This is a genomic window from Rahnella sp. BIGb0236, assembly GCF_004364755.1.
Taxonomy (GTDB): domain Bacteria; phylum Pseudomonadota; class Gammaproteobacteria; order Enterobacterales; family Enterobacteriaceae; genus Rahnella; species Rahnella victoriana.
Window position 1 is genome coordinate 642,032 of record NZ_SOAO01000001.1, and the last position, 14,900, is coordinate 656,931.

Annotated in this window: 12 protein-coding genes; 3 read left to right on the forward strand and 9 right to left on the reverse strand. The window is 54.7% G+C overall.

The genetic code is table 11. The features are described 5' to 3' along the window. Nucleotides 1-2: 2 nt before the first annotated feature. From EDF78_RS02800 to EDF78_RS02820, 5 genes are all read right to left on the reverse strand, one after another. On the reverse strand, nucleotides 3-3,113 hold the full coding sequence (locus EDF78_RS02800) for an efflux RND transporter permease subunit (protein ID WP_133822490.1): 3,111 nt from the start codon (nucleotides 3,111-3,113) through the stop codon (nucleotides 3-5). Next, nucleotides 3,113-4,252: an efflux RND transporter periplasmic adaptor subunit gene (locus EDF78_RS02805; RefSeq protein ID WP_133822491.1), complete on the reverse strand. Its 1,140-nt coding sequence runs from the start codon at nucleotides 4,250-4,252 to the stop codon at nucleotides 3,113-3,115. Before EDF78_RS02805 ends, EDF78_RS02800 begins: the two co-directional genes overlap by 1 nt. Before the next feature lie 111 nt (nucleotides 4,253-4,363). Further along, the gene (locus tag EDF78_RS02810) at nucleotides 4,364-4,855 is read right to left on the reverse strand and encodes a PadR family transcriptional regulator (RefSeq protein WP_095925499.1); all 492 of its coding nucleotides are present in this window, start codon (nucleotides 4,853-4,855) and stop codon (nucleotides 4,364-4,366) included. Nucleotides 4,856-5,144: 289 nt separating this feature from the next. Continuing rightward, nucleotides 5,145-6,182 carry a TRAP transporter substrate-binding protein DctP gene (dctP, locus tag EDF78_RS02815; protein WP_133822492.1) on the reverse strand — a complete coding sequence of 346 codons (1,038 nt, stop codon included), beginning with the start codon at nucleotides 6,180-6,182 and terminating at the stop codon, nucleotides 5,145-5,147. A 143-nt stretch (nucleotides 6,183-6,325) separates the two neighbouring features. After that, entirely contained in the window at nucleotides 6,326-8,743 is a 2,418-nt protein-coding gene (locus EDF78_RS02820) for a TonB-dependent receptor (protein WP_131693550.1), read from the reverse strand. Nucleotides 8,744-9,114: 371 nt separating this feature from the next. Between EDF78_RS02820 and EDF78_RS02825 the strand changes: the two genes are divergently transcribed. The 3 genes from EDF78_RS02825 (at nucleotide 9,115) to EDF78_RS02835 (ending at nucleotide 12,534) form a co-directional block, all read left to right on the forward strand. Next, the gene (locus EDF78_RS02825; RefSeq protein ID WP_133822493.1) at nucleotides 9,115-9,927 is read left to right on the forward strand and encodes a siderophore-interacting protein; all 813 of its coding nucleotides are present in this window, start codon (nucleotides 9,115-9,117) and stop codon (nucleotides 9,925-9,927) included. Between the two features lie 192 nt (nucleotides 9,928-10,119). After that, nucleotides 10,120-11,847, forward strand: coding sequence for a tannase/feruloyl esterase family alpha/beta hydrolase (locus tag EDF78_RS02830; RefSeq protein WP_133822494.1), 1,728 nt, complete (start codon nucleotides 10,120-10,122; stop codon nucleotides 11,845-11,847). Nucleotides 11,848-11,988: 141 nt separating this feature from the next. Beyond that, nucleotides 11,989-12,534 carry a PadR family transcriptional regulator gene (locus tag EDF78_RS02835; protein ID WP_232770600.1) on the forward strand — a complete coding sequence of 182 codons (546 nt, stop codon included), beginning with the start codon at nucleotides 11,989-11,991 and terminating at the stop codon, nucleotides 12,532-12,534. A gap of 67 nt (nucleotides 12,535-12,601) precedes the next feature. Here the strand turns inward: EDF78_RS02835 and map are convergent, their stop codons facing one another. The 4 genes from map to EDF78_RS02855 form a co-directional block, all read right to left on the reverse strand. Then, nucleotides 12,602-13,402 carry a type I methionyl aminopeptidase gene (map, locus tag EDF78_RS02840; RefSeq protein ID WP_131693547.1) on the reverse strand — a complete coding sequence of 267 codons (801 nt, stop codon included), beginning with the start codon at nucleotides 13,400-13,402 and terminating at the stop codon, nucleotides 12,602-12,604. Then, nucleotides 13,395-13,649 carry a ParD-like family protein gene (locus EDF78_RS02845; RefSeq protein ID WP_095925504.1) on the reverse strand — a complete coding sequence of 85 codons (255 nt, stop codon included), beginning with the start codon at nucleotides 13,647-13,649 and terminating at the stop codon, nucleotides 13,395-13,397. Before EDF78_RS02845 ends, map begins: the two co-directional genes overlap by 8 nt. A gap of 128 nt (nucleotides 13,650-13,777) precedes the next feature. Further along, nucleotides 13,778-14,044: a pentapeptide MXKDX repeat protein gene (locus tag EDF78_RS02850; protein WP_095925505.1), complete on the reverse strand. Its 267-nt coding sequence runs from the start codon at nucleotides 14,042-14,044 to the stop codon at nucleotides 13,778-13,780. Nucleotides 14,045-14,095: 51 nt separating this feature from the next. Continuing rightward, a complete protein-coding gene (locus EDF78_RS02855) occupies nucleotides 14,096-14,899 on the reverse strand; it encodes a molybdopterin-dependent oxidoreductase (RefSeq protein WP_095925506.1) in 804 nt (267 codons plus the stop codon). Nucleotide 14,900 lies beyond the last annotated feature (1 nt).

Here is a 14,900-nt window from a genome sequence, read left to right on the forward strand (position 1 = left end):
GCTTACTCCTGCGCGTCTTTATGACCGGTGAAGACTTTCTTCACCAGCACGAAGAACAGCGGAACAAAGAAAATAGCCAGTAAGGTGGCCGTCACGGTGCCACCAATAATGCCGGTACCGATGGCGATGCGGCTGTTCGCCCCTGCACCGGTCGCGACCGCCAGCGGGAGCACCCCGGCGATAAAGGCCAGCGAGGTCATCAGGATCGGGCGCAAACGGGTGCGGGCGGCGGAAAGCGCGGCGGCGGTAAGGGTGCTGCCTTGTTTCAATGCCGCTTCGGCGAACTCAACAATCAGAATGGCGTTCTTCGACGACAGGCCGATGGTGGTCAGCAGCGCCACCTGGAAATAGACGTCGTTATTCAGCCCGCGCAGTTCGGCGGCAAGGGAGGCGCCAAGCAGGCCGAGCGGGATCACCAGGATCACCGAGAACGGCACGGACCAGCTTTCGTACAGCGCGGCGAGACACAGGAAGACCACCAGAATCGAGATGGCATACAGGCTGAGTGCCTGCCCGCTGGCGAGCTTTTCCTGCAGGGATAATCCGCTCCACGCCCAGGTTGAACCGGCGGGTAATTTATCCGCCAGCGCTTCCATTTTTGCCATGGCCGCACCGGAACTGTAACCGTCGGTGTTTTCGCCCTGAATTTCGTAGGAGGTCGAACCGTTATAGCGTGCGAGGCTTTCCGGGCCGTAGGTCCAGTGCGTGGTGGCGAAGGCGGAGAACGGCGTCATGCTGGTGCCGTCGCTGGTGCGCACAAACCATTTATTCAGATCCGCCGGTTTGGATCGGAACTGGCTGTCGCCCTGGATATACACTTCCTTGACGCGGCCGCGATCGACGAAATCATTGACGTAGGTGCCGCCCCACGCGCTGCTCAGGGTGGCGGTGACGTCGCTGAGCGTCAGTCCGAGCGCCACGGCTTTGTTGTTGTCGATATCAACCTGAAGCTGTGGCATCTGCGGCAGATCGTTAGCGCGAACCGATTTCAGTTCCGGACTGTTTGCCGCCATGGCCAGCAGTTCGGTGCGCAGTTTCAACAGGTCGGCACGGCTGGTGCCGCCGGTGGACATCAGTTCAAAGGTGAAGCCGTTGCTTTGCCCGAGACCGTCGACGGAAGGCGGCGTCATGGCAATCACGTTGGCATCGCGGATCACGGACAGATCCTGCATTGCGCGACCGGCGACGGCCTGCGCGGTGTTGGCGCTACCCGGTCTGTCATCCCAGTTTTTCAGCGACACAAACGCCATCCCGGCATTTTGCCCGCTGCCGCTGAAGTTAAAGCCGGTGATGGTGAAAATGACGTTGGTATTGGCTTTTTCGTTGTCGAGGAACCACTGCGTTACGCGTGAGTTGACGGCCTGCGTGCGGTTAGCGGTGGCTCCGGCGGGCAGGGTGTATTGCACCATCACTTCGCCCTGATCTTCTGACGGCAGGAAGCTGGTCGGCAGTTGCCACATCAGCACGCCCATCAGCGCCGCCATCGCACCGTAAATCAGCACCATCACCACCGGACGGCGCTGCACATGGGTGACACCGTTTTCATAACGTTGTTCGGTGCGTGAATACAGACGGTTGAAGCCGCCGAAGAAACCGGTCGTCGCCTGCGGTTTATGACGCAGGAACGCGCCGCACAGTGCCGGAGTCAGGGTCAGCGCCACCACCACCGAGAGCATCATGGCGGAAATAATGGTGACCGAGAACTGGCGGTAGATCACGCCGGTGGAACCGCCGAAGAACGCCATTGGCAGGAACACGGCGGAGAGCACCAGCGCAATTGCCACCAGCGCACCGGAGATTTCCCCCATCGATTTTTCGGTGGCGTCGCGGGCGGAAAGCCCTTCGTCACGCATGATGCGCTCGACGTTTTCCACCACCACGATGGCATCATCCACCAGCAGCCCGATCGCCAGCACCATGGCAAACAGCGTCAGGGTGTTTATCGAATAGCCGAACAGCGCCAGCACGCCGAATGTGCCGAGCAGCACCACCGGCACCGCCAGCGCCGGGATCAGCGTGGCGCGCAGATTCTGCATAAACAGGTACATCACCACGATCACCAGCACGATGGCTTCGATCAGCGTTTTGATCACGTCTTCGACTGAGACTTTGATGAATTCGGTGCTGTCTTTCGGGTAGGCGACGTCATAGCCTTTCGGCATGCTGCGCTGGTATTCGCTGATGGTGTTTTTCACCAGCGTGGCGGTATCGAGCGCATTGGCACCCGGCGATAACATCACCGCCATGCCCGCTGCCGGATGGCCGTTCAGCTGGGAAGCTGCGGTGTAATCTTCGCTGCCCATTTCGACGCGGGCGATATCACTGATGCGCACCACTGCGCCGCCGCTGTTGCCTTTGACGATGATATTGCGGAACTGCTCCGGCGTTTGCAGACGTGACTGCGCACGCACGGTGGCGGTCAGTTGCTGGGAATCTGAAGAGGGCAGGCCGCCAATTTTACCGGCGGAGATCTGCACGTTTTGCGCTTCGATGGCGGTTTCCACATCGGACGGCATCAGATCATAGGCCGCCAGTTTGGTCGGATCCATCCAGATGCGCATGGCGTATTCCGCGCCAAACACCTGCAAACTGCCGACGCCGCTGACGCGCGCCAGCGGATCCTGCATATTACTCACCAGCCAGTCGGCGATATCCGAACTGCTGGCCTTGTCGGTTTTGTCGTACACCGCCATGATCAGCAGGAAGCTGGACTGCGATTTAGTGACCGTTACCCCGGCTTCCTGCACTTCTGTCGGCAGACGCGATTCCGCCTGCTGAACTTTGTTCTGCACCTGCACCTGTGCGGTATCGGCATTCGTGCCCTGTTTGAAGGTGACGGTGATATCCACCGAGCCGTCGGAACTGCTGCTGGAGCTGAAATAAAGCAGATTATCCAGCCCGGTCAGCTGTTGTTCGATGACCTGCGTGACGCTGTTTTCCAGGGTTTCGGCATTCGCACCGGAGTAGGTGGCTTTGATTTTGACTGACGGCGGCGCGACGTCCGGATACTGCGCCACCGGCAGGGTGCGGATCGCCATAATCCCGGCCATCATGATCAGAATGGCAATCACCCAGGCAAACACCGGGCGACGCACAAAGAAGCGGGAGAACATCAGGCAGCTCCTTCTGTGCTGTTGGTGGCGGTATTCTTCACTTCAATCGCTTTCACCGTATCGCCCACGGTGACCTTGTCGTTGCCTTCCACCAGCACGCGGTCACCGGCCTGCAAGCCTTTGACGATCAGCCAGTTTGTGCCGGTGGCTTCACCGGTTTCCACATCACGTTGTTCGACTTTACCGGCGGCGGTGACCACCAGCGCGGTGGCATCACCTTTGGCATCCCGCGTGATGCCCTGCTGCGGCGCGAGTATGGCGTTTTCAATCACGCCTTCATCCACGTCGGCGCGGATAAACATGCCCGGCAGCAACACGTGTTTCGGATTGGGGAACACGGCGCGCAGGGTGACGGAACCGGTGGCTTCATCTACCGCCACTTCAGTCAGTTCGAGACGGCCTTTTTCCGGGTACACCGAGCCGTCTTCTAATGTGAGCGTGACACCCAGCGCCTCGCTGTTTGCGGCCACCGCACGTTTACGCAGGCTGAGCAAATCCGCGCTGGAGCGGGTGAGATCGACATACATCGAATCGAGATTGCGTACCGTTGCCAGCGCGGTGTCCTGCGCGGCGGACACCAGTGCGCCCGGCGTGACCGAAGAGATCCCGATACGCCCGGCAATCGGCGAGGTGACCCGCGTCCAGTCGAGATTGATTTTTGCCGCTTCCAGCGCGGCGACTTTTTCATCGACGCTGGCGCGGTCTTCGGCACAGGCCGACTGCGCGTCTTCCGCATCCTGTTGTGACACGCCTTGCTCTTTCACCAGCACCGCATACCGGCGCGCTTTCTGGCAATCCGAGAGCACCAGCGCATTGGCACTTTTCAGCGCGGCCGCCGCCTGATCGTAAGTGGCTTTGTACGACGACGGATCAATCTGATACAACGCCTGACCTGCTTTCACCGTATCGCCTTCCGTGAATAAGCGTTTCTGAATAATGCCGCCGACCTGCGGGCGGACATCCGCCGTCAGCGTGGCGGTGGTGCGTCCGGTTAATTCGCTCACCAGATTGAAAGGCTGTGCTTTTAAGGTGACGACGCCCACTTCAGTGGGCGCGGCGGCAGGTGGAGCGGTTGGTGAATTATCACAACCGCTCAGTGCGAAAAGCATAATTAAGCAGGAAGGTCTTAATAAAGGCATTTTGGTGTCCGTAAATAATAACAAGAGAATAAAAGGCAAAAGGCGTCCCGGCTGTTTTATCGAAATAAAACAGTCAGGTTGTCGTCAGGTTTATTTAAAGAATCAGCTTATTTATAAGTCATGAATTTTCTTCGTGACCTCGTTGATATAGTGAATGATCAGATCATATTTTTCCGGCGTAATATCACCGTTATAGTCTTTGGTCCGTACGGTAATTTTTAAATTCTCGATGGCATAAATCATTTCAGGCGCAGGGGGCGGGTTATTCTCAATCACGCGGGTTTTCATTTTTTCTTCTATATCGCGGATTTCGTTTCTTCTGGCTGCCAGAAAGTCAGAACCGGCAGAGGTCATGGAAAATTGTTTTTTTCCGCCTTCGATTTCCGCCGCCGTGGCAAAACCGCGTTCGACAATCTGCGACAGGATCGGGTAAATCACGCCGGGGCTGGGGATATAAGCCCCCATCGAATAGCCTTCAATCGTTTTGATGATTTCATAGCCGTGCGCCGGGTTTATCTGGATCAGATGCAAAACGAACAGCGTCAGTTCCTGACGGGTGAACAGTTTGCTTTTACGCCGTGCGGCAGGTGCAGTTCCGCTCATGTTTTCTCTCCTTCCGTTATTCCCGATGGCCTCAAGATATATCTTGTGGGTTTTCGGGGCAAGCCGGTGTCAGGGCGGGAAAATTACGTAAGGATAGTGTTAACCGGTTGTTTTGCATCGACTAAATAGCCACTGCGTGGGTAAGGGGAAACGGCCTGCTGACACTTCTTAACACTCGGGAAGGCGGCTAAATCCCTGATTTACCGATGAACGGCAAAAAGATGCCCTCCTGCTCTTTTTGCCGTGTAAGCATTGCGAAAAAGTCATATTAATTGTGACAATGTCACGTTTATTTCATCACGTCTGCCATGATTTTACTGACTTGTTGCAGGGCGGGGGCGGCATCCTTAACGCCAGCGGATTGCTGCTCCTTCACCCAACGGGCCTGGCTTTCCTGATAGCGCGTCACTTCCTGCCAGTGCATGATCTCGCTGTGTTGCAGGATGCGGACCTTTGCGCCGTCTTTGCGCAGGGCGGCCAGCTGGGGTTCAAAATGGTTATCCATCACCGAACCGGCCGTTTTACGGGCGATGTCAGCGGCGCGGGTGATGGCATCTTTATCTTCCTGCGCCAGTCCGTTCCAGACCTTCTGATTCATCACCAGCAGGTATACATGACCGAGCCACAGCTCTTTCGAGACTAAGACGTCGGGGGCCATTTTGTGGACTTTGAGGTCGTAACCGCTGTCGACGTTGACCATGATGCCGTCGAGTTGTCCGGTCTTAAACGCATTGACCGTTTGCTTGCCCCACGGCATGGTCACCGGCGTCGCGCCCGCATTACGCAGGAAATCCTGATGCCAGAAACTGGCTGAACGCCAGGTGGTGCCTTTAATATCCTGCAGGTTTTTCAGCGGATGCGTGCTGAAAAAGGCCACCGGATAACCGGTAGCGGGAAAGAGATTTACCACACCGTTTTGTTTCAGCTCAGCGGAGAAGGCCGGGATTTCCGCATAAACGCGGCGGAAGAATTCTATCTGTTTGTCACCGGACGGGCCGACCGGAAAACTTTTGAAAACCTGATGCAGCGGCAGATCTTTGGCCGCATATTCCGGCACCACAATACCGATATCGGCGGTGTTGCCCTCACGGATCGTGCGCAGTGCGTCGTAGCCGGTGGAGAGTTCACCGTTCCAGTGGTCTTCAATTTTCAGGCGACCGTGGGATTCTTTTTCAATCGCGGGGAAAAAAACGTCCTTTATAAAGCGGGTGCGCATGGCCCCCAGAGGTTCGTGATCGGTGTAGCGCAGGGTTGTGGTGGCGCAAACGCCTGCCGGTAACAACAGCAGCGCCAGTGCGAGGGTCAGGGGCTTTCTGATTAATTCCATGTAATCTCTCGTTAAAAGGGGAAATACCGCTGCTCATTCTAACGACAGGGCGAAAGGGGAACCGTGCGGACGGACAGGAAGGTACAAAAAAAAGCGCCATGTTTGCACATGACGCCTGTGGTGTTGCGGGGGGTTAACGAAGATTAGAAATCGACGTTCACGCCCAGCTGGAAGCTGCGACCCGGCATCACGGCCAGAGCTTTGTTATAAGCATCCTGGTTGGTGGTGTCGGTCAGCGTGCGGCTGCTCAGATAATCCCAGTATTTGCGGTCGGTGATGTTATAGACGCCACCGCTGAGTTTGACGTTCTTAGCGACTTTCCAGTACGCCGTCGCATCCACCATGCCATAACCCGGCACGTTCATGTATTCGGTGGTGGAGCTGGTCAGTGCGGTACCGCTGTTGGTGTAGCTCTGGCGGCTGGTCGCTTCGGCTTTTTTGCCTTTCACGAAGGTGGCTGTCAGTGCGGTTCCGTAAATTCCTGATGGATCATCCCATGCCACGCCGGCCACAAATTTCATTGGCGGTACGCTGTCGAGGTCAACGTATTTGTCGCCTTCGTAGCTGGATTTAGACTCACCTTTGGCATAGCCCAGTGCGAAGCTGGTGCTCAGGCCGTCGACGCTGCTGAACCAGGTACCGTAGTTGATTTTGGTACTCAGATCGCCCCCGTAGATAAAGGCTTCATCGCGGTTTTCTGCCTGATAAATCGTATAAATATTGGAAGGCACGTTGGTGAACATGCCCGGGCTGCCCGCACGGGTGTAACGGGTGTTAGCAATGAAGTTTTTGTAGGTGTTGTAGAACACCGACGTCTTGAAGGTCACGCCTTCCGTCGCTTCACCCTTCATGCCCCACTCGAAGTTATTGCTGGTTTCGGTCTTCAGGTTGGTATTACCGATCAGCGCATATTGCTGGGAACCGGCGTAAGAAGAGCCAAGGTTCCATGAGCCATAAAGCTGGCTGGCATCCGGGAACTGGGCGCCACGACGGTATTGCAGGTAAGTCATCAGCTTAGGCGTGATGTCATAGGTAAATGCCAGAGACGGCAGAACCTGCGTATCCGTGTTGGCTTTCCCGTACAAAGTGGAAACCTGATCTTCAGATACCGTGCTGTTCGACAAATCGGACAGGTCTTTGGCTTTGGTGTTCTGATAGGCCACACGCACCGCCGGAACGATGGAGAAGTTATGGCCATCGAGGTCAAACTTCATGGTGTCCTGCAGGAAGCCGCCGAGAGTATAAGAACGGCTGTTCGCTTCCGGCTGCATGATGGTGGTGTAAACACTCTGATCCGGGCTTTCGCGGAACGGACGTTCCGTATTCGACATACGGGCGTTGAGACCGGCGCTCAGTTCATGACGACCCAGCGTTTTCAGCCAGCTGGTTTCCCCGCCGAAGGTGTTGACGTCATAGTTGGAGTAGACGTTCATCATCTCGCCGCTGGAATTCGGCATGTAGGTGTTGTCGTGCGCCTGGGTGTACTGGTAATACACTTTGGACACCACGGCATCCGCGTAATCGTTGAACGGCGTCCATTCGTCTTTCAGGCTCGCGCCCCAGCGGCGGGTGTTACTTTGCTGCTGTGCGGTGCCGATAATGCTACTGCCCGCGCTGTTCCAGGTGTCGTAATGGGTGTGGTTCACTTTTTCGTAGTAATCCAGCGTGCCGGTGACTTTATGTTCGTCATTTGGCTGCCAGATCACAGAGGTCATGATGGCGTCAGAGTGCCAGTTTGCCGGGTAGGCGTCGTGCGTACCGCTGTTATTTTCGGTTTCCTGTCCGTCGCGGCGGCTGATGGCAATCAGGCCACGCAGGGTTTCGTCACCGGCAGCGGCAGTGATGCCGTTGTGCCAGGAACGGTCGGAAGAATCATAATCTGACTGGTAACCGAAATAGGTTTCCTTGCCCGGACGCAGGTAATCGTCGGCGGATTTTGGCAGGAAGGAAACGGCACCGCCGATGGAGGAATTGGCGCGATCGGCTGAGGTGGCGCCGGATTCGATATCGACCTGACCGTAAATGTACGGGTCGATGTAATCACGGCCAATGCCGGATGTCCCCAGACCTGCGCGGCTGGCATAGCTGCGGCCGGTGGCATTGGGTTGCGGGATGCCGTCGACGTCGATGCCGACGCGGTTGCTTTCCAGACCACGAATGTTGTAGCCGGTGTAACCGTTGCGGTCGAAACCGCTTTTGCCATTGCCAGAGCCGCCGCTGGAGCCGGTCGCGGTGATCAGCGGCTCATAACGCATGATGGTGCCGAAATCATTCCCGCCACGTTTTTGCATATCGGCGGCCGTGATGGTGGTTTTCGAGCCCGGTTTTTTATCCGGCATCGTTTCCGTGACGGTCATGACTTCTTCATTGTTCTGCGCCAGATCCTGTGCAGTACGCACCGGTTTTTTCTTGATGGCCTCAGAAGATGGCGTGTTGCTGGCGGTGAGATCGGTGTTGTTTTTAACTGCGTCCGCTGCATTAACGTTGAAGGTGGTGGTGAGGATCGTCCCCATGAAAATGACGTTTTTCACCAAACCCTGCTGTGTAAAGGATTTGAACATTTGTTATGTGTCCTGCACTGATTTTTTTAAGTTCTGCTCGCATGTACTGCCTTTCGACAAATCAGACGCGCTGGTCATCTGTTTAAAATCTTCCATGAAAAAGCCCTATTCCTTATAAATTATGGGTTTATTGTAACGCATTACCCATTTGAGCTTTGTGCGAATGATAATGATACTGATAATTGTTATCAACAAAATGATAAAGAAAAATGCGTTCCTTAACGAAATCTTTGCACTACGTTCTGAGAAATGGGCTATAGCGGCAGGCCGTTGAGGTAAATTCCGCGTGTTTTCCTTACGCTTTTCGGGGTTGCGTAAAACATGACTAAGATATATCTTTCAGAAAATCCTATTTCATAAGAGAGAGTCTGATGGAACAACATCGCCCCGAAACCCCTGCCGCAAACCTGGCTGTCCGGGTAAAAAATGAACTGGTTTTTCGTCATATCACGGTAAAAAGCAGCGAAACCATCGCCGGTTGTTTTAAACGCATCGTGTTAACCGGCGACGAGCTGAAGGGCTTTACCTCGCGCGGCTTCGACGACCATATCAAATTGTTTTTCCCGGCCAATCCCGGTGATGTGATCACGCCACCGGCCGCGACAGAAGAAGGTATTGTCTGGGGCGAAGGGCCGCGTCCGCTGAACCGCGAATACACGCCGCTGCATTTTGATGCGCAAGCCCATGAACTCACGCTGGATTTCTATCTTCACGACGGCGGCGTTGCCAGTGAATGGGCGGCTGGCGCGAAGCCGGGCGATAAACTGATTATCGGCGGGCCGCGTGGTTCCCTGATCATCCCGACCACTTACGCCTGGCAGTTGTATGTGTGCGACGAAACCGGTCTTCCGGCGGTAAAACGCCGTCTGCGCGAGCTGAAACAGGCCGGATCCGACGCTAAGATTACCGTGCTGGTGAAAGTGAAAGACGCCTCTTGTATCAGCTACTTAGATGACGAAAAAGAGTTCAACATTGAGTGGATTGTCAGTGACGTGCACCACGGTTATCAGGAGGATGACGCCGTGGTGAAGAAACTGAAAAGCCTGTTCCTGCCGGAAAGTGATTATTACATCTGGGCAACCGGCGAAGGGAAATTCGCCAAAGGGCTGAATGATTATTTCGTGGAAAATCGCGGGCTGGACGCGAATTTTGTTCGCTGCGTGGCTTACTGGCATAACAAATAACGTCCCTGTTTTTTTACCGCAGAGAATGAAAGGGTTATTTCCCCTTTGTTGTCTGCGGTTTTTCTCATTCATGCTTTGTTGCAACTGCCGCCGGAATCATTACACCGGGTGCGGTAAACGCCATTATTTATTATTTCTGCCATCATTATAATTCTTATGACAAATTCTGAATTTTTATTCAAAGGAATGGTTATGAAATTAATAAGCCTCAAACGACACTGGCGCGCGCTGTGCCTGTTTCCTCTTTTATTCGCGGGATATTCTTCTTTAAGTTCAGCGGCTGAAAATACAGCGACTCCGTCGCTGGATATTGTTAAACCGGTAAAAGCCTGCGCCGATCTCAGCAAGGTGTCGCTGACTGACATCGGCGGCGAGGGCAGCCGCATCACCTCAGCGAAAGAAATCACCGTCAACGGCGCACCGGCCTGCGAGGTGGACGGCAATCTGCATCCGGCCATCGGCTTTAAAGTGATTTTGCCGGTGTCTTCCTGGCAGCAACGTTATATGCAAATCGGTTGCGGGGGTTTGTGCGGTAATATCTCGCTGCAACTCGGCGCGGCAGCCGGTTGTACGCCATTGCAAACCAACGGTTTCGTGATGGCCGCCACCGACATGGGGCATTCCATGCAGGAAGTGGATTTCGGTAAAGATCCGCAAAAGCGCAAAGATTTCGCCTACCGCAGCCAGCATCTGACGGCTCAGGTGTCGAAGAAACTGATCGCGGAATACTACGGGCGTGCGCCGGCGTATTCCTATTTCAACGGCTGTTCTGATGGCGGTCGCGAAGCCCTGATGGAAGCGCAACGTTTTCCCCATGATTTCAACGGTGTGATTGCTGGTGCGGCGGCGATGAACTTCCAGTCGCAAAACGCCGTCTATCACGCGTGGCAGGCGCTGGCGAATACCGGGCCGGATGGCAACGCGGTGATTGTGGCTTCCCGTTTGCCGCTGATCCATAACGCGGTATTGAAACAATGTGACGCCCTGGACGGCCAGACCGACGGCCTGATTGCCGATCCGCAAAGCTGTCATGTGGATATTGCCGCGATGGCCTGCAAAACGGATGCTGCGCAGGAAAACTGCCTGTCAGCCGCTGAAATCTCGACATTAACCAAATTGTACGCCGGACCGGTTGATCCGAAGACCGGTGCGAAACTGACCGTTGGCGGACCGCAACCGGGTTCAGAACTGGCGTGGGAAGGCGTGTTTGTGCCGGAAAAAGCCAGCGATCCGATTTTCAGCTCGTTTATCGCGCTGCCATCGCTGAAATTTCTGAGTTATGTAAAAAACCCGGCTGAACATTTTACGCTGAAAGACGTGAAATTCACCGAAGCCGGATTTGACGAACTGCGTAAAATGCACCCCCTTTACGATGCCACCAATCCGGATCTCTCGGCATTCAAGGCGGCGGGCGGCAAGCTGATTATCTGGCATGGTTGGGCAGATCCGCATATCTCCCCGCTCAATTCCGTGGCGTATCATCAGGCGGTAGGCCATGTGATGGGCGCGACGAGCCGCGATCAGTTTGAGCGTCTGTATCTGTTGCCGGGCGTGCATCACTGCTCAGGCGGTGAAGGCCCGAGTCTGGTGGATTTCCTCACGCCGATGATGAACTGGGTGGAGAAAGGCATCGCGCCGGACAGCATTACCACGTATCAGGCAGCGAAAGAGCAGAAGATCCAGTTCGGCCAGCCGATGCCAGAGCGCGGCAAACAGCCAGCGACCGATATCCGTCTGGAGAAAATCCCGGCCGGGGCGGCTTCCCGTCCGGTCTTCCCGTATCCGGATTACGCGGTGTACAGCGGAAAGGGCGATGTGAATACAGCGGCCAGTTATCTTCGTAAACCGCTGGCGACGCAGCCTGCGGCCTATCACTGGCTGGGCGAGGATTTCTATCAGCCGTATACGTTTATGAATTAACCGTCCATGGTGCGGTAAAGGCATAAAATCAGGCAGGCTGCGGCTTGCCTGATGTTTTACAGCATTGTGAAAGAAGGCTTAACCCGTTATCTTTAAGGGATATCTGTACGCACTTTTTACGCAATCCTGACTATGGTTCTGATGAAAAATAATCCTTTGGGTAATGACCGTCCTCCTGCCACATCCGGCAAAAAAGCGCACTGTATTACGGCGAAAAAACATCGCCGTGAGCGCATGTTCGAAACGGGTGATATCCGTGTGCTGATGCTGCATTTCTTACAGCAACGTGCCGCCCACGGGTATGAGCTGATCAAAGCCATTGAAGAATTAGCCAAAGGGGAATACACCCCGAGCGCCAGCATTATTTATCCGAACCTGACCTTCCTGGAAGAACAGGGTCTGGTAACGGCGAAGCAGGAAGAGGCCGGTAAGAAACAATATTCAATTACGCCGGAAGGCACGCAGTCGCTGGCAGAGCAGGGTGATTTGCTCGGTTCAGTAACAGAGAAACTGCATTCGCTGGCGATTCTGTCGAATAACCGCAGTATTCCGGAAATGCAGCGCGCGATTAACAATATGCGCATGGCGCTCAATTTGCGCCTCGCCAAAGGGCCGATCGAACAGGAAACGCTGTATAAAATCACCGATGCGTTAGATCGCGCGACCAAAGAAATCGAGCGCAGCTGAGCCGTATCACAGAAAGTTAAAAGCCTCCGGACGGAGGTTTTTACATTCAGGAAATATAACAGGAAAATCAGTTCTCTTCAGGCCATGGGGTCAATATTTCATAGCCCGTTTTCGTCACCGCAATCATATGTTCCCATTGTGCGGACAACGAATGATCTTTAGTCACCACCGTCCAGCCGTCGGGCAGGACTTTGTTTTGCTTCTTACCGGCGTTGAGCATCGGTTCGATGGTGAATAACATGCCTTCCTGTAACACCAGACCGCGGCCTTTCTCGCCGTAATGCAGCACCTGCGGATCCTCATGGTAGCCCATGCCGATGCCGTGTCCGCAGTACTCTTCCACAATGGAAAACCCTTCGCGTTTCGCGACGGCGGCAATGGCGTAACCCACATCGCCTAAGGTGGCGCCCGGACGCACCACGTCAATCCCGGCCATCATCGCTTCAAAGGTGGTATCCACCAGACGGCGCGCCATAATGCCAGGCTCTCCGGCGTAATACATGCGGCTGGTGTCGCCATACCAGCCGTCTTTGATCAGCGCCACGTCGATGTTGACGATGTCGCCTTTCTTCAGCGCCTTGTCGGAAGGAATGCCGTGGCAGATCACATGGTTGACGGAGGTGCAGGTGGTTTTCTGATAACCGTGATACCCGATGTTGGCCGGGATCGCCTGTAACTCGTTGACGATAAAATCGTGGCAGAGACGGTCCAGTTCGTTGGTGGTGACACCGGGCACGACGTGTGGCGTGATCATATGCAGCACACGGGCGGCCAGTTTCCCGGCGATACGGGCTTTGTCGATGCCTTCCGGCGTTTTGACCATGCGGTTGTTATTCACAAAATACCGTTCGTCTAAACCATTATTCATTGCTTGCCTTCCTGTGTGTGCCGCCCACGTTTAACAGCGTGCGGATGCTGTCACTGTTCTCGTCCGATTCCACGCTGCAACGCACCAGCAGTTGCGAAATTTCACTGTGTGTCATGTCGGGATGCGTTTCCATCAGCATGCCGATTTTCATCCAGTGTTCGGCCTGGGCGTTAATGGACCGGGTGTAGGCCATGCTGGCGATGCGCAGATTCTCGTGCATCAGTTCTGAAATCTTGATGATACCCATCGGGTCACCTCGCAGTATATGAATCGTATATGTTTTATATACTACGCAGGTTGCCGCGGATTTTCCAATAAAAACGCCTCCGCTGAACAGGCGGAGGCGTTTTTGCTACATGGCGGGAATGAATGCGGTTACTGGCTCATCGCGCCTTTTTTCATGCCGTCTTTGGACATGGAATCTTTCGACATACTGTCTTTCTTCATATGATCTTTTGACATGCAGTCTTTGCCCATGCTGTCTTTTGCCATGGTATTTTTGCTCATGCTGTCTTTCTTCGTGCAGTCTTTCGACATGTGGCCCATGGTGTCTTTTTTCGCCATCGCGTCAGCGGCATAGGTGGTGCTCACGGCACCCATCATCAGGCAGGCAGACATCATCATTACGGTTAACTTTTTCATGGTAATTCCTTCTTCTGAGTTTTGAGATACAAAGGTTTTTGTGGAGGTTGTTCAGCTTCCGCCGAACCAGTTGTAGCCCTGATCTTCCCAGTAGCCACCGGTAAACTTATTGGTAATTTCAATCACTTCGATGTGTTTCGGGTTCTTGTAACCCAGTTTGGTCGGCATTCTGAGTTTCATCGGAAAGCCGTACTTACGCGGCAAAATCTGGCCGTCGTAGGTCAGCGCCAGCAGGGTCTGCGGATGCAGCGCCGTCGCCATATCAATGCTGGTGTAATATTCGTCAGCGCATTTAAAGCTGACGTATTCCGCCGTGAGATCTGCGCCAATCAGGCGCAGAAAATCCCCGAACGGCACGCCGCCCCATTTACCGATTGCGCTCCAGCCCTCGACACAAATGTGCCGCGTCACCTGACTGACCTGCGCCATGTTGTACAGCGCCGGTAATGACCATTCGCGTTTATCCAGCGCCAGACCGGCGATTTTCAGGCGGTAGGCGTTGCCGTCAACGTCCGGCGCATCGTCTTCGGCATAGAAAGCATTAAACGGGAAAGGGCGGGTGATCATCGATTCGGCATACACCGGCGCAAGGCGCGTCGAGCCAAACAGCCAGCCTTGTACGCGGTCGTTAAAGCCGGAGATTTTACCCAGCGCATTTTCCACGCTGGCGTTATCGCTGATGTCACAACCGGTCAGCATCGCCACGCCGCCAAGCGTCAGGCCGCGTTGTAAAAACAGGCGGCGGGAAGGCGCATCCAGTTCGCGGATAATCTGTTTTTTAGCTTCCTGCACAATCGCCTCGCTGTCGGCGGTGCTGAAAATCTGGCTGATACTTTTTTTGATGAGGTTCTTCATC

Bases quoted from the DNA above. Each gene is read 5' to 3' on its own strand.
- EDF78_RS02800 (WP_133822490.1), bottom strand. From the start codon at position 3,113: ATGTTCTCCCGCTTCTTTGTGCGTCGCCCGGTGTTTGCCTGGGTGATT.
- EDF78_RS02805 (WP_133822491.1), bottom strand. From the start codon at position 4,252: ATGCCTTTATTAAGACCTTCCTGCTTAATTATGCTTTTCGCACTGAGC.
- EDF78_RS02810 (WP_095925499.1), bottom strand. From the start codon at position 4,855: ATGAGCGGAACTGCACCTGCCGCACGGCGTAAAAGCAAACTGTTCACC.
- dctP (WP_133822492.1), bottom strand. From the start codon at position 6,182: ATGGAATTAATCAGAAAGCCCCTGACCCTCGCACTGGCGCTGCTGTTG.
- EDF78_RS02820 (WP_131693550.1), bottom strand. From the start codon at position 8,743: ATGTTCAAATCCTTTACACAGCAGGGTTTGGTGAAAAACGTCATTTTC.
- EDF78_RS02825 (WP_133822493.1), top strand. From the start codon at position 9,115: ATGGAACAACATCGCCCCGAAACCCCTGCCGCAAACCTGGCTGTCCGG.
- EDF78_RS02830 (WP_133822494.1), top strand. From the start codon at position 10,120: ATGAAATTAATAAGCCTCAAACGACACTGGCGCGCGCTGTGCCTGTTT.
- EDF78_RS02835 (WP_232770600.1), top strand. From the start codon at position 11,989: ATGAAAAATAATCCTTTGGGTAATGACCGTCCTCCTGCCACATCCGGC.
- map (WP_131693547.1), bottom strand. From the start codon at position 13,402: ATGAATAATGGTTTAGACGAACGGTATTTTGTGAATAACAACCGCATG.
- EDF78_RS02845 (WP_095925504.1), bottom strand. From the start codon at position 13,649: ATGGGTATCATCAAGATTTCAGAACTGATGCACGAGAATCTGCGCATC.
- EDF78_RS02850 (WP_095925505.1), bottom strand. From the start codon at position 14,044: ATGAAAAAGTTAACCGTAATGATGATGTCTGCCTGCCTGATGATGGGT.
- EDF78_RS02855 (WP_095925506.1), bottom strand. From the start codon at position 14,899: ATGAAGAACCTCATCAAAAAAAGTATCAGCCAGATTTTCAGCACCGCC.